This is a genomic window from Modestobacter sp. NPDC049651 (genome assembly GCF_040659695.1).
GTDB lineage: Bacteria > Actinomycetota > Actinomycetes > Mycobacteriales > Geodermatophilaceae > Modestobacter.
In genome coordinates, this window is record NZ_JBFAOG010000008.1 from 47,046 (window position 1) to 60,008 (window position 12,963).

Genomic DNA, 12,963 nt, shown 5'->3' on the forward strand with positions numbered 1-12,963 from the left:
GCCGGGTCAGGCCAGTCGGATGCGCGGGTCGAGGACCGCGTAGAGGACGTCGGCGACCAGGTTGAACACGACGACGAAGGCGGCGCTGACCAGCAGCCAGCCGAGCACCACGTTGATGTCGTTCTGCCCGATCCCGTCCTGGATGAGGTACTCGCCCATGCCGTGCCAGACGAAGACCTGCTCGGTGATGATCGCCCCGCCGAAGAGGGTGCCGATGCCGAGGGCCACGACGGTGGTCAGCGGGATGAGCGCGTTGCGCAGGCCGTGCTTGAGCACCGTCCGGCGGTAGGTCAGGCCCTTCGCCCGGGCCAGCCGCATGTAGTCGGCACCCAGCACGTCGAGCATCGCGGAGCGCTGGAAGCGGCTCCAGGCGGCGAACGACAGCAGCGCGAGGCTGACCGTCGGGAGCACCAGGTGGCCCAGCCGGTCCTGCCACAGCTCCCAGCCGCTGGCGTAGAGCTGGATGCCCGGGGTCTGCTCGCCGATCGTGTAGAGGACCTGCGACCCGAACAGGTCGTTGATCCCGCCGGCGACGAACTCCTTGAGCAGCGCGGCGAACCAGAACGTGGGCAGCGCGATGAGGATGTAGACGATGAACGTCGTCACGTAGTCCGACGGCCGGTACTGGCGGACGGCGCCCAGCACGCCCACGATGATCGCCAGCACGATGGCGATGACGATCGCGCCGACGATCATCCGACCGGTGACCTCGAGCCGGTCGACCAGCTGGCCGGCGACCGGGGTGCCGTTGATGGTCTTGCCGAAGTCGCCGTGCAGCGCGCCGGTCAGCCAGTGCCAGTAGCGCACGAAGAAGTTGTCGTTGAGCCCCAGCTGCTCCCGCAGGTTGTCGAAGAACGACTGCGGGGGCGGGGGGTTGCGGTTGTAGTACTTGGACAGCGGGTCGAAGCTGGCCGCGCAGAGCGCGAAGACCAGGAACGAGCTGACCAGCAACACGACCACCGACGCGAGGATCCGTCGGATCGTGAAGAAGAACATGCGGTGACCTTACGCCGAGAGCGGATGCCGTCCGGTCGGAACGACGGTGTCAGCGGGCTCCTGCGGTGCGCCCGACGCAGATCGTGCGCGGGGACCGAGCCGGAGTGCAACGGGGCACCGGGCCGCGGTGCAGCGGGACGCCCGGGGCGGGGAGTCCGCCGGGAACCCGCAGGTCACCGGAGCGGCACAGCGGTGTCACATCGATCCCGGACACACCACGACCCCTGGGAGGGGACCCAGGGGTCGTGGGGCCGGGAGCCGGGGCCGCCGCGTGCGGCGGCCCCGGGCCGGGTGTTGCGCGGTCCAGCGACTCAGCGGCCCGAGGGGCCAGTGGTCACTGCACCTGCCAGGTGGAGGAGTTCCAGAGCGGCCCCGCCTGGGTGGGGTTGTCCTTCACGTTCTTCACCGTGTTGCTGTAGGCGATGAAGGTCGGCTTCTGGTACAGCGGCAGGGTCGCCATCTGGTCCCAGAGCAGCTTGTCGATCTCGTTGCCGGTGTCGGCGACGGCCTTCTCGTCGGTCTCGCCCAGCCACTGGGTCAGCAGCTGGTCGATCTGCGGGGTACCGGTCCGCGAGTAGTTCTGCTGGACGGCGCCGGCGCCCTCGGGCGACTCGTAGATCGGCGGGGTGCCCGAGATGAACGGGCTCCCGACCCACGCGAACAGGGCGATCTGGAAGCCACCCGCGACGAGGCTGGTCGGCGACTCCGGACCCTTGAAGATGTCCGGGTTGGCGTTGAACTGCGCCTCGATGCCGGCTTCCTTGAGCTGCGGGATCATGACGTTGATCGTCTGCTCGCGCAGCGGGTTGTTCGCCGTGGTGTCGATCTTGAAGGTCAGCTTCTGGCCGCCCTTGGCGTAGATGCCGTCGGCACCCAGCGCCCAGCCGTCGCTCTCGAGGAGCTGCTTGGCCTGCGCGGTGTTCTTCTTCTTGTACTGGTCAGGAGCGTTGTCCTTGTACTGGTCCTGCGTGTTCAGCCACACGTGGTTGTTGAGCACCGACGCGTCGGAGGAGAACTGGCCGACGGTCTGGTCGACGATCTCCTGCCGGTCGAGCGCCATGGCGAACGCCTGGCGGACCTTGACGTCAGCGAGCGGCCCGTAGGTCGTGTTGAAGTCGAGGTGCTCGTAGTTGATGCCGAAGTTGATCTCGCTCTCGACGTTCGGCTTCAGGTCCTCGATCTGACCGACCAGGTCCAGCTGCGGCTGCGGGTAGATCACGTTGATCTCCCCGTTCTTCAGGCCCTGGACGGCGGTCGTCGGGTCGTTGCCGATGCCCTGGATGACCAGCTGCGCGGCGCGGGCCTTGTCGCTGCCCCAGTACTTCTCGTTCGGGGTCAGGATGGCGATCTGGCCGCCGACGTCGATGTTCGACTTCTTCAGCTGCCAGGGGCCGCCGGAGATGTCGCTCGGGAAGCCGTCGGCGATCGGCCAGCCGGTGGTGATGAGGTCGCAGTTGGCCTTCGGGTCGCCCTTGTCCATCAGGTGGGCCGGGAAGACCGGGGTGTTCGACCCGGTCCAGAGGGCCTTCCAGTCGGCGTAGGGCTTGGCGAGGGTCACGGTGACGGTCTTGTCGTCGTCCGAGCCCTCGACGTTGGTGACCTGGTCGAAGCCGGTCGTGCTCAGCAGCGACTCGCAGCCGCCGTCGGCCGGGTCGGTCGACCGCTGGATCTGCCAGGAGTACTTGAAGTCGGTGGCCGTGATCGGCTCACCGTCGCTCCACACGGCCTCGGGCTTGATGTGGTAGGTGATCTTCTGGCCGCCGCCGGAGGTGTCCGACGAGGGCTCGTCGGTGAACAGCTCCTTGTTGTACTCGACCGAGAGGTCGGGCTTGACGATGAAGGCCTGCGGCATGATCTGGGCCTCGATGTCGGCCACCGAGGTCGCGTTGCCGGCCGAGATGAGGGGCATCAGGTTCTCGGGCCAGTCGGTGGCCTCGCCGAAGACGATGCGGCCCTTGGCCTCGCCCGACGAGCCCCCGCCGTCGCCACTGTCGCTGCCGCCACCGCATGCGGTGAGCGCCATCGCGCCGGCCACGCCGGTCGCGACGAGCACCGCAGTGCGCTTGCTCAACTTCACGTTCGAATGCCTCCTCGGCCCGCGCCTGCGGGGAGTGGTCAGGCCGGCCCCTGTCACGGAACGGTCAGGGGACGGTCGGTGACGAGTGCGTGCGCACCCGGCGACGGCTTGGCGAACAGCCGGTCCCCAGGTGCAGACGGAACGGACCCTAGGCCCGTGGGAAGGGGTCGTCCACGACCGTCATCATTTCGTGACCTGGTGTCAAGATCGATCGGAATCCGCTGAAACATCGCCGCAACACGACGGTTTCCCCCGGAAACCCTGCGGTTCCGAGCGCCCGGCAGCGCAGAGACGACCAGTGTCGGGCATCACAGAACGGCGTCGTCCGCATTGGTGCGGTGTGCTCCCGGCCGTGGCGGGTAGTGCCCCTCCGCCAGTGCACCCCAGCCCAGGAGGAGCGTCATGAGCGGCATCGACAAGATGAAGAACAAGGCCCAGGAGCTCGGCGGCGAGGGCAAGGCCGCCGTCGGCGACGCGACCGACAACCGTGACCTGCAGGCCGAGGGCGAGAAGGACCAGGCCGCCGGCAACCTCAAGCAGGCCGGCGAGAAGGTGAAGGACGCCTTCAAGTGACCTGCGCCTGACGCAGCGGTCGCGAGAGCGCCGTCCCCTCCGCGGGGGCGGCGCTCTCGCGCGCCCCGGGGCGGGTGCACCGCCCGGGTGACCCCGGGAGCAACATGGTGAACATGGCTCAGGACATCCCCGCGGCGGTGGGGTCAGCGGCCTTCGACGCGGCCACCGCAGCCGTCGAGGCCGCGCTGGCGGCCGGCGCGCGGTACGCCGACGCCCGGCTGGTCGACCGGCGGCACGAGTCGCTGACCGCGCGGGACGGCGACGTCCGGTCCCTATCGCAGACCACGTCGGCCGGGCTCGGTGTGCGCGCCCTGGTCGGCTCCTCGTGGGGTTTCGCGGCGCTCGGCGACCCGGCCGGCGACGCCGACGCCCGCCGCACCGGCGCGCGAGCCACCGCGATCGCCCAGGCCTCGGCCGCCGTCCCCGGCCCCCCGATGGAGCTGGTCGGCGTGCCGGCCGTGCAGGGCGGCTGGGCGAGCGAGTGCCGGGAGGACCCGTTCGCCGTCCCGCTCGCGGAGAAGGCCGACCTGCTCACGGCAGTCACCGCCACCATGCGCGCCGCGGGCGTCGCCGTCGCCGAGGCGCTGTCGCAGGCCTGGGACACCCGCACCGCGTTCGTCTCCAGCGAGGGCGCCCGGATCGGGCAGCACGTGCGGGAGACGGGCGCGGGGATGCACTGCCTGACCGTCGGGGACGGCGAGACGCAGCGCCGCTCCTACCCGGCGTTCCGCGGCCAGTACGGCACCCGCGGCTGGGAGCTGGTCCGCGAGCTCGACCTGCCCGGCCACGCCGACCGGATCGCCGCCGAGTGCCAGGAGCTGCTCACCGCGCCGCAGTGCCCCTCCGGCGACACGACGCTGCTGCTGGGCGGCGAGCAGATGTCGCTGCAGATCCACGAGTCGGTCGGGCACGCGATCGAGCTGGACCGCATCCTCGGCTGGGAGGCCGCCTTCGCCGGCACCTCCTGGCTGGACCTGCAGCAGCTCGGGTCGCTCCGGTTCGGCTCCGAGCTGATGAACATCACCATCGACCCGACCATCCCCGGGGCGCTGGGCTCCTTCGGGTTCGACGACGAGGGCACCCCGGCCACCGCGCGCGACGCCGTCCGCGACGGCGTCTGGGTCGGCGTGCTCGCCGGCCGCGACTCCGCGGCGGTCGCCGGGCTGGACTACGCGGGCTCCGTGCGCGCCGACGGCTACGCCCGGCTGCCCATGGTGCGGATGACCAACGTCGGGCTCGAGCCGGGCCCGCACACCCTCGACGAGATGATCGCCGCCACCGACGACGGCGTGCTCATGGAGCACAACCGGTCCTGGTCGATCGACGACCGCCGGCTGAACTTCCAGTTCGGCTGCGAGATCGGCTGGGAGGTCAGGAAGGGCCGGCGCGGTCGCATGCTGAAGAACCCCTCGTACACCGGCATCGGGCCCCGGTTCTGGCAGTCGCTGGACATGCTCGGCGGCCGCGCACCCGGCGAGTGGCGGGCGTGGGGCACGCCCAACTGCGGCAAGGGGCAGCCCGGCCAGGTCGGGCACACCGGGCACGGCGCCGCGCCCGCCCGGTTCGCCGGCGTCCGGGTGGGGGTGCGGGGATGAACCTCGACGACCTCTCCACCGCCGTCCTCGACGAGGTGCGCCGGCAGGCCGGCGCCGACGCCGCGGCCACCGTCCGCGCCCAGCAGGCCGCGCTCGCGCTGACCCGGTTCGCCGGGTCGGCGATCCACCAGAACGTCGCCGACGAGCAGGTGACGGTGCACCTCGAGCTGACGGTGGACGGCGGCCGTACCGCGACCGCCTCCACCACGCGCGCCGCCGCCGTCCCCGACCTGGTGGCGGCCACCCTCGCCGCGGCCCGGCTGCGCCCGCGGGACGCCGGCTGGCCGGGGCTGGCCGGCGCCGCTCCCCTGCTCTCGCCCGGGTCGTACGACCCCACCACCGCCGAGGCCTCCCCCGCTGCCCGGGCCGAGGCGGTCGCCGCCTTCGTCGAGGCCGCCGGCGGGCTGGAGACGGCCGGCTTCGTGCAGACCGCCGCGCTCACCACCGTGCTCGCCACCACCGCCGGCCAGCACGTCCGCGGCGCCACCACCTCCGCGATCTGCGACGGCATCGCCCGGCTGGCCGGCGCCGACGGCGTGGCCCGCGCGATGGCCGGCCGGCTCGCCGACGTCTCCCCCGCCGCATTGGGCGCCCGCGCCGCCGCCAAGGCCCGCGCGGGTGTCGACGCGGCCCCGGTCGAGCGGGGCCCCTGGCCGGTCGTGCTCGAGCCCGCCGCGGTCGCCGACGTCATCGGTGGACTGGTCTCCGGGCAGTTCAACGGCAAGGCCGTGGTCGACGGCACCTCCGGTCTGCAGCTCGGCTCGGCGCAGTTCGACCCCGCGGTCACGCTGGCCGACGACCCGCTGGCCGGCGTCGGGCTGCCCTTCGACACCGAGGGCACGCCGGCCGGCCGCACCGAGCTCGTCCGGGACGGCGTCCCGGTGGGGCTGACCACCGACCGGCGGACCGCCGCGGCGCTCGGGCGGACGTCGTCCGGGCACGCCTCCGACGCCAGCGCCACCTGGGGACCGGTGGCCGGCGACCCGGTGCTCACGGCCGGCGCGGGCGGGTCGGTCGACGAGCTGGTGGCCGGCCTGGAGCGCGGGCTGCTGGTCAGCGACTTCTGGTACACCCGCGTCGTCGACCCCAAGCGGTCGGTGTGGACCGGTCTCACCCGCAACGGCGTCTGGCTGGTCGAGGACGGGCGGGTCGTGCGGCCGGTGAGCACGCTGCGGTTCACCCAGTCCTACCTGGAGGCGCTGGCCCCGGGCCGGGTCGTGGTCGGCTCGGACGTCGACCCGCAGCCGTACCGGCTGATGGGCCCGATGGGCTACAACCGCGTCGCCGTCCCTGCCCTGCGCCTGGCCGCCTGGAACGTCACCGGCACCACCACCGGCTGACCCGCCCCACCCCTCCACTTTCGGCGCCGAAAGCGGGGACGCTTTCGGCGCCGAAAGAGGGTGTGGGGCTCGGCCCGCGTCATCGAGGAGTCAGGGCCTCGCGGATCCGCTCGACGACGGCGTCCAGGTCCCGCAGGTCCGCGTTGGCCAGCCGGATGACCCGCCACCCCGCCGCCCGCAGCGCCGCGTAGCGGGCGTCGTCCTCCTGCTTCTTCCGGGCGTCGAAGTGGTGCGGCCCCTCGTACTCCACGACCAGCTTCGCCTCCGGCCAGGCGAGGTCGACCTTGCCGAGGAAGTCGCCCGCCTCCACGACCACGTACTGAGGGATCGGCAACGGCAGCCCAGCGAGGTGGCAGGCGACGCGCACCCAGGACTCGGCCGGGCTCTGGGCCCGGCCGTCGACGAGCGCCAGTGCCCGGCCGGCCCGCCGGGATCCCCACCGTCCGCTCGCCGCTGTCTGCACCTGACGGAGCAGGTGATCGCTCAGCTCCCCCGCGAAGGCCATCGCGTCGAGGCAGGCGACGGCGTCCTTCAGCCGCTCGAGCACCGCGACGTCCCAGGCCGTCCGCTCGACGGACGTGATGCGGACGCCGTCGTCGGTGGTGACGACGTCGCCCGGCCCCAGCTCGGTCCGGTGGACCTGCACACCATGCGGCCCACGCCAAGCGGAACCGGGCGGCACGACGACGCGGACCGGGTCCCGAGGGTCCGCGGTGCGTCCGTCCCACCACACGGCGGCGGACCGGCCGGCCAGCACGGCGTCCGGCGGCATGACCAGAGACGCCGCCCGGGCGACCAGCTCGTGGTCGAAGCGGATCCCCGGCGACACGTAGACGCCGCGCAGCACCCGTCGGTACAGCCCCCGGGAGAGCTGCTCCTTCGTGACCACTCCCTCGGCGACGGCGTGGGCACCGATGAAGAGGCCATGCGGGGGCCGGCGCAGAGGAGGCACGACGCGGAGCGTGGCCCAGCCGACCGACCCGCCGCTGGCGCCGTCCACAGCCCCGGTTTCGGCGCCGAAAGCGGCCCCGCCTTCGGCGCCGAAAGCGGTGAGGGGTCAGAGGCGGGTGAGGAGGGCGCGGACGGCGGGGAGGAGGGGGCGGTCGGCGGGGATCCAGTCCAGCGCCTCGAGCCCCTCGGCCGGCAGCCAGCGCAGCTCCCGGTGCTCGTGCGCCACCAGCTCGCCGTCGGTCACCCGGCCCCACCAGACGCGCAGGGTCGAGGCGCCGGGCACTCCCCCGCCGACGGCGCCGTCCAACGGCACCTCGCCGAGGAAGGCCTGCGGCACGATGCCGACGCCGAGCTCCTCCCGGCACTCGCGCACCAGCGCGGCCAGGTCCTCCTCGCCGCGCTCGACCTTCCCGCCGGGGAACTCCCACAGCCCGGCCAGCGGGCCGGTGCCGCGCTGCGCGACCAGCACCCGGCGCCGGTCGTCGACCAGCGCGGCGCCCACCACCTGGGTGACGCCCTGCGCGGCCCGGGCGGCGGCCGCGGCGAACAGGTCCAGGTGCGCCTGCATCGCGCCCACCAGCCGCCGGCGCGGCACCGTCTGGTCGACCAGCCCGCCCAGCGCGCCGGGCAGCGGGGTGGCCCAGTCGACCTGCTCGTCGACCAGCGTGCCTGCGCCGGTGGGAGAGAAGGTGCGCGAGTGGACCAGCCACCGCCAGCCCCCGCCGGGGGCGGCCGTGTAGACGTCGCGCCACGGCCGCTCGGACACGACCTCCACCAGCGGGCGCGGCCACGGGCGGCCCAGGGTGCGCGCGACGTCGAAGGCGACGGTCAGCGGCGCCTCCACCAACGTGGTGAACCGCAGCTGGAACACACTGCCGAGCTTTCCAGACACGGCAGGATGGACCTCGTGCGCATCACCGCCCGGGTCGACTACGCCGTGCGAGCCGCGGTCGAGCTCGCCGCCGCGGCCCCCGAGTCCCTCACCAGCGAGCGCATCGCGCAGGCCCAGGGCATCCCCGCCCGGTTCCTGCAGGCGATCCTCGGCGACCTCCAGCACGCCCGGCTGGTCACCAGCCAGCGCGGCCGGGACGGCGGGTACCGGCTGGCGCTGCCACCGGAGGAGGTCTCGATCGCCCGGGTGATGCGGATCGAGCAGGGGTTCCTCGCCGAGGTGCACGGCCAGCGGCCGGAGGACGTCGAGTACCCGGGTGCCGCAGCCGCGCTGGCCGGCGTGTGGGTCGCCGCCCGGGAGGCCTACCGCCGGGTGCTGGAGAACGTCACCCTCGCCGACGTCGTCGCCGGCAAGATGCCCGGCCACGTGGCGGAGCTGGTCGACCTGGAGAGCGCCTGGCGCTCGTTCGGTCTGAGCGAGGTCGACTGACGGCACGACCCGCCGGCCGACGGACGCCGCTGTTCCCGTGTGGCACCATCGGGGTGTGACGGACGCCGGCGCCCTCCTCGTGGCGCGCCTGCACGTCGACCTGGCGCGGGTCTCCAGCGCCATCTGTCTCGCCGCGCGCTGATCCGGCCCCCGCTCCCGCAGCCGCTCCGAGCTGCACCCCCGCACCGGCCGCGTCGCGCACGCCCTGCCGTGCCGGCGCAGATGGAGTTGTCCTGACGTGTCCTCCCCCACCCGCACCAGCAACCGGCCCCAGCGTGGCCAGGGCCAGTGGGCGCTGGGCTACCGGGAGCCGCTGAACCCGAACGAGCGGATGAAGAAGGACTCCGACGGGCTCGACGTCCGGCAGCGGATCCTCGACATCTACGCGCACACCGGCTTCGGCGGCATCGACCCGGGCGACCTGCGCGGGCGGATGCGCTGGATGGGCCTCTACACCCAGCGCGCCCAGGGCATCCCCGGCGGCAAGACCGCCGTCCTGGAGCCCGAGGAGCTCGAGGACGAGTTCTTCATGATGCGGGTGCGCACCGACGGCGGGCAGCTGACCAGCGCCCAGCTGAGGGTGCTCGGCGAGATCAGCACCGAGTTCGGCCGGGACGTCGCCGACGTCACCGACCGGCAGAACATCCAGTACCACTGGATCCGCATCGAGGACGTCCCCGCGATCTGGGAGCGGCTGGCCGCGGTCGGCCTGCAGACGACGGAGGCCTGCGGCGACACCCCGCGCGGCATGCTCAACTGCCCGCTGGCCGGTGTGCTGGCCGACGAGGTCGTCGACGCCAGCGACGTGATGGCGCAGACGGTCGCCCGCTACGTCGGCGACCCGGCGTTCAGCAACCTGCCGCGCAAGTGGAAGACGTCGATGAGCGGCTGCGTCGACCAGTGCACCGAGCCGGAGATCGACGACATCTCCTTCAACGGCGTGGTCACCGCCGACGGCGAGGTCGGCTACGACCTGTGGGTCGGCGGCGGGCTGTCGACCAACCCGATGTTCGCCCAGCGGATCGGCGTGTTCGTCCGGCCCGAGCAGGTCACCGACGTGTGGGTCGCGGCCACCTCGATCTTCCGCGACTACGGCTACCGCCGGTCCCGCAACCACGCGCGGATCAAGTTCCTCATGGCCGACTGGGGTCCGGAGAAGTTCCGCCAGGTGCTGGAGGACGAGTACCTGCACGCGAAGCTCCCCGACGGCCCGGCCGCGGCACCGCCGGCGCACGAGTCCCGCGACCACGTCGGCGTCAGCAAGCAGAAGGACGGCACGAACGCGCTGGGCTTCGCGCTGCGCACCGGCCGGATCAGCGGCTCGCTGCTCACCCGGATCGCCGACCTGGCCGCCGAGCACGGCACGCAGGGCGGCCGCATCCGGACGACGACCCAGCAGAAGATGGTCGTCCTCGACGTGCCCGACGAGCGGGTCGAGGACCTGGTCGCCGCACTCGCCGAGCACGACCTGCTGGTGCGGCCCAGCGCCTTCCGCCGCGGCACGATGGCCTGCACCGGCCTGGAGTTCTGCAAGCTGGCGATCGTCGAGACCAAGCAGCACGCCCAGGACATGTACGGCGAGCTGGAGAAGCGGCTGCCGGACTTCGACGAGCCGATCGGCATCAACGTCAACGGCTGCCCGAACAGCTGCGCCCGCTTCCAGACCGCGGACATCGGCTTCAAGGGCATGATCGTCCGCAACGCCGAGGGTGAGAGCGTCGAGGGCTTCCAGGTGCACCTGGGCGGCCACCTCGGCGTCGAGGCCTCGTTCGGGCGCAAGTTCCGCGGCCACAAGATCACCAAGGACGAGACGGTGGACTACGTGGAGCGGGTGCTCCGCGGCTATCTCGAGCGCCGCGAGCCCGGTGAGCGCTTCGCGGCCTACGTCGCGCGCGCCGAGGAGGAGTGGCTGCTGTGACCGAGGGAGGGCGCCGCGAGGCGCCGGTGTCCCGGGGAAGCTCCCGACAGGCGCCGGTGTTCCACTGCCCGTACTGCGGTGAGGAGGACCTCGTCCCCGCGGGCGAGGGCTGGCACTGCGGCGCCTGCCTGCGCACCTTCACCGTCCAGCTGACCGGAACAGGGGTGGACCGAGCGTGACCGCTGCCGTCGTCCGACCGACACCCGAGCTGGCCGCCGAGGCCGACGCCCGCTTCGCGGGCATCGCCGACCCGGTCGAGCAGGCCCTCGCCGTGCTGCGCTGGGCCGGCGAGACGTTCGGCGACGGGTTCGCGATCACCTCGAGCATGGCCGACGGGCTGCTCGCCCACCTGGCCGGCACGGCCGTCCCCGGCGTCCACGTGGTCTTCCTCGACACCGGCTACCACTTCGCCGAGACGATCGGCACCCGCGACTGGATCACCGGCGTGCTGCCGATCACCCTGGTCAACGTCACGCCGCCGCAGACCGTGGCGGAGCAGGACGCCGCGCACGGCCCGCGCCTGCACGAGCGCGACCCCGACCTGTGCTGCTCGCTGCGCAAGGTGCAGCCGCTGGCGTCGGCGCTGGCCGGCTACTCCGCGTGGGGCTCCGGCGTGCGGCGGGACGAGACGGCCGCCCGGGCGGGCACCCGGCTGGTCGACTGGGACGCCAAGCGCGGCATGGTCAAGGTCAACCCGATCGCCGCCTGGACCCAGGACGTCGTCGACGCCTACCTGACCGAGCACCAGGTGCCGGTGAACCCGCTGCAGGAGCTCGGCTACGCGTCGATCGGCTGCGCCCCCTGCACCCGCCCGGTCGCCCCGGGCGAGGACCCGCGCGCGGGCCGCTGGGCCGGCAGGGGCAAGACGGAGTGCGGCCTGCACGTCTGAGCGACGACGGCGGCATGATCGGCGCATGCCGCGCCCACCCCGCCTCTCCCCCGAGGACGTCGCCGCCGGTCTCGCCGGGCTGCCGCTGTGGTCCGGCGGCCCCGACGGCATCGAGCGCACCGTGCAGCTGCCGAGCTTCCGGGCCGCGGTGGACGCCGTGGTCGCGATCGCCGACGTGGCCGAGGAGATGGACCACCACCCGGACCTGGACCTGCGCTGGCGGACGCTGCGGATCGCCGTGGTCACGCACTCCGCCGGCGGGCTGACCGAGCTGGACCTCACGCTGGCCCGCCGGGTCGACCGGCTGCTCCCGGACGCCGCTCAGCCGGGCAGCGGCGCGTAGAGGTCGACCCGGAACCCGTCCGGGTCCTGCACCGTGGCGTACCGCTGCACCCAGGGCGCGTCCCACGGCGCGGTGACGACGGTGTGGCCGGCCGCGGCGACCCGCCCGGCCACCTCGTCGACCGCGGCCGGGGAGTCGAACCGGAGCGCGAAGGCCGCGAGGTTGCCCGGCCGGGGTGGCTCCCCCAGCAGGCCGGTCATCATGGCCGCGCTGTCGATCATCAGCCGGGCACCGGACCCGGCTGACTCCACGTGGTCCTCGTCGTCGCCGGCGGGCGGGAACGAGAACCCGAGCAGCTCGTAGAAGGCGACGGCCCGGCGCAGGTCGGTGGCGCTCACGCCCACCGCGGAGATCTCCATGGGCGAGGAGTAGCAGCAGGGTCCGACAGGACCCTGCCGCGCGGACCGGCGCACCCTCGGTCACGACGCGCACGCCCGCCCCGACGGCACTGCCGGGCAGCACCTGGAACGACCGGCCGGGACTAGCTTCCGACCCGTGACCACCACGGCCGGCGGCACGGCCGTCGACAGCTACGCCCGGGCCTGGGCGGAGACCGACCCGGCGGCCCGGCGAGCGCTGCTGGAGCGGTGCTGGGCGGTGGACGGCGTCTACTGCGACCCGCTGGGGCGGGCCACCGGCCGCGACGGGCTGGCCGACCACATCGGCGGGTTCCAGGCGGAGCAGCCGGGCGCCCGGCTCGAGGTGGTCAGCGGCGTGGACGAGCACGACGGGTACGTGCGGTTCGGCTGGCGGCTGCTCGCGCCGGACGGGTCGGTCGCGCTCGAGGGCACGGACTTCGGGGAACTGGACGGCGACGGAGCGCTGCGCCGGATCGTCGGCTTCTTCGGCCCCCTCCCCGCGGGGGGACCGGCGAGCTGACCCGACGCCGCCTCCCCGGAC

14 protein-coding genes are annotated in these 12,963 nt (G+C 73.3%); 9 read left to right on the top strand and 5 right to left on the bottom strand.

All coding sequences use genetic code 11. The annotated features are described in order from the left end of the window. Positions 1–6 precede the first annotated feature (6 nt). Both AB0J00_RS12985 and AB0J00_RS12990 read right to left on the bottom strand, forming a co-directional pair. Positions 7–996: an ABC transporter permease gene (locus AB0J00_RS12985; protein ID WP_357744815.1), complete on the bottom strand. Its 990-nt coding sequence runs from the start codon at positions 994–996 to the stop codon at positions 7–9. Between the two features lie 334 nt (positions 997–1,330). Further along, complete coding sequence (locus tag AB0J00_RS12990; protein WP_357744817.1) at positions 1,331–3,073, bottom strand: ABC transporter family substrate-binding protein; 1,743 nt, start codon at positions 3,071–3,073, stop codon at positions 1,331–1,333. A gap of 402 nt (positions 3,074–3,475) precedes the next feature. Here AB0J00_RS12990 and AB0J00_RS12995 point away from each other — a divergent pair, with 402 nt between their 5' ends. From AB0J00_RS12995 to AB0J00_RS13005, 3 genes are all read left to right on the top strand, one after another. After that, positions 3,476–3,646, top strand: coding sequence for a CsbD family protein (locus AB0J00_RS12995; RefSeq protein WP_357744820.1), 171 nt, complete (start codon positions 3,476–3,478; stop codon positions 3,644–3,646). 113 nt (positions 3,647–3,759) lie between these two features. Beyond that, a complete protein-coding gene (locus AB0J00_RS13000) occupies positions 3,760–5,241 on the top strand; it encodes a TldD/PmbA family protein (RefSeq protein ID WP_357744822.1) in 1,482 nt (493 codons plus the stop codon). Beyond that, complete coding sequence (locus AB0J00_RS13005; protein ID WP_357744823.1) at positions 5,238–6,581, top strand: metallopeptidase TldD-related protein; 1,344 nt, start codon at positions 5,238–5,240, stop codon at positions 6,579–6,581. The genes AB0J00_RS13000 and AB0J00_RS13005 overlap by 4 nt, the downstream gene beginning before the upstream one ends. Positions 6,582–6,660: 79 nt before the next feature. On the opposite strand, the gene AB0J00_RS13010 is transcribed toward AB0J00_RS13005, so the two are convergent. Further along, the gene (locus AB0J00_RS13010; RefSeq protein WP_357744825.1) at positions 6,661–7,533 is read right to left on the bottom strand and encodes a DUF559 domain-containing protein; all 873 of its coding nucleotides are present in this window, start codon (positions 7,531–7,533) and stop codon (positions 6,661–6,663) included. 105 nt (positions 7,534–7,638) lie between these two features. Beyond that, the gene (locus tag AB0J00_RS13015; protein WP_357744827.1) at positions 7,639–8,424 is read right to left on the bottom strand and encodes a (deoxy)nucleoside triphosphate pyrophosphohydrolase; all 786 of its coding nucleotides are present in this window, start codon (positions 8,422–8,424) and stop codon (positions 7,639–7,641) included. 6 nt (positions 8,425–8,430) lie between these two features. On the opposite strand from AB0J00_RS13015, the gene AB0J00_RS13020 reads away from it, so the two are divergent. The 5 genes from AB0J00_RS13020 to AB0J00_RS13040 all read left to right on the top strand — a co-directional run bounded on the left by AB0J00_RS13020 (position 8,431) and on the right by AB0J00_RS13040 (position 12,063). Further along, on the top strand, positions 8,431–8,913 hold the full coding sequence (locus AB0J00_RS13020) for an Rrf2 family transcriptional regulator (protein ID WP_357744829.1): 483 nt from the start codon (positions 8,431–8,433) through the stop codon (positions 8,911–8,913). Between the two features lie 55 nt (positions 8,914–8,968). After that, on the top strand, positions 8,969–9,055 hold the full coding sequence (locus AB0J00_RS13025; protein WP_357745189.1) for a putative leader peptide: 87 nt from the start codon (positions 8,969–8,971) through the stop codon (positions 9,053–9,055). Between the two features lie 96 nt (positions 9,056–9,151). Beyond that, positions 9,152–10,831 carry a nitrite/sulfite reductase gene (locus AB0J00_RS13030; protein ID WP_357744830.1) on the top strand — a complete coding sequence of 560 codons (1,680 nt, stop codon included), beginning with the start codon at positions 9,152–9,154 and terminating at the stop codon, positions 10,829–10,831. 175 nt (positions 10,832–11,006) lie between these two features. Next, entirely contained in the window at positions 11,007–11,720 is a 714-nt protein-coding gene (locus tag AB0J00_RS13035) for a phosphoadenylyl-sulfate reductase (protein WP_357744833.1), read from the top strand. Between the two features lie 25 nt (positions 11,721–11,745). Beyond that, positions 11,746–12,063, top strand: coding sequence for a 4a-hydroxytetrahydrobiopterin dehydratase (locus AB0J00_RS13040; protein WP_357744836.1), 318 nt, complete (start codon positions 11,746–11,748; stop codon positions 12,061–12,063). Here AB0J00_RS13040 and AB0J00_RS13045 read toward each other — a convergent pair. After that, on the bottom strand, positions 12,042–12,422 hold the full coding sequence (locus AB0J00_RS13045; RefSeq protein ID WP_357744839.1) for a VOC family protein: 381 nt from the start codon (positions 12,420–12,422) through the stop codon (positions 12,042–12,044). The genes AB0J00_RS13040 and AB0J00_RS13045 overlap by 22 nt on opposite strands. 136 nt (positions 12,423–12,558) lie before the next feature. On the opposite strand from AB0J00_RS13045, the gene AB0J00_RS13050 reads away from it, so the two are divergent. Then, positions 12,559–12,942 (top strand): nuclear transport factor 2 family protein, encoded by a 384-nt coding sequence (locus AB0J00_RS13050; RefSeq protein WP_357744841.1) that lies wholly within the window; start codon positions 12,559–12,561, stop codon positions 12,940–12,942. Positions 12,943–12,963: the final 21 nt, after the last annotated feature.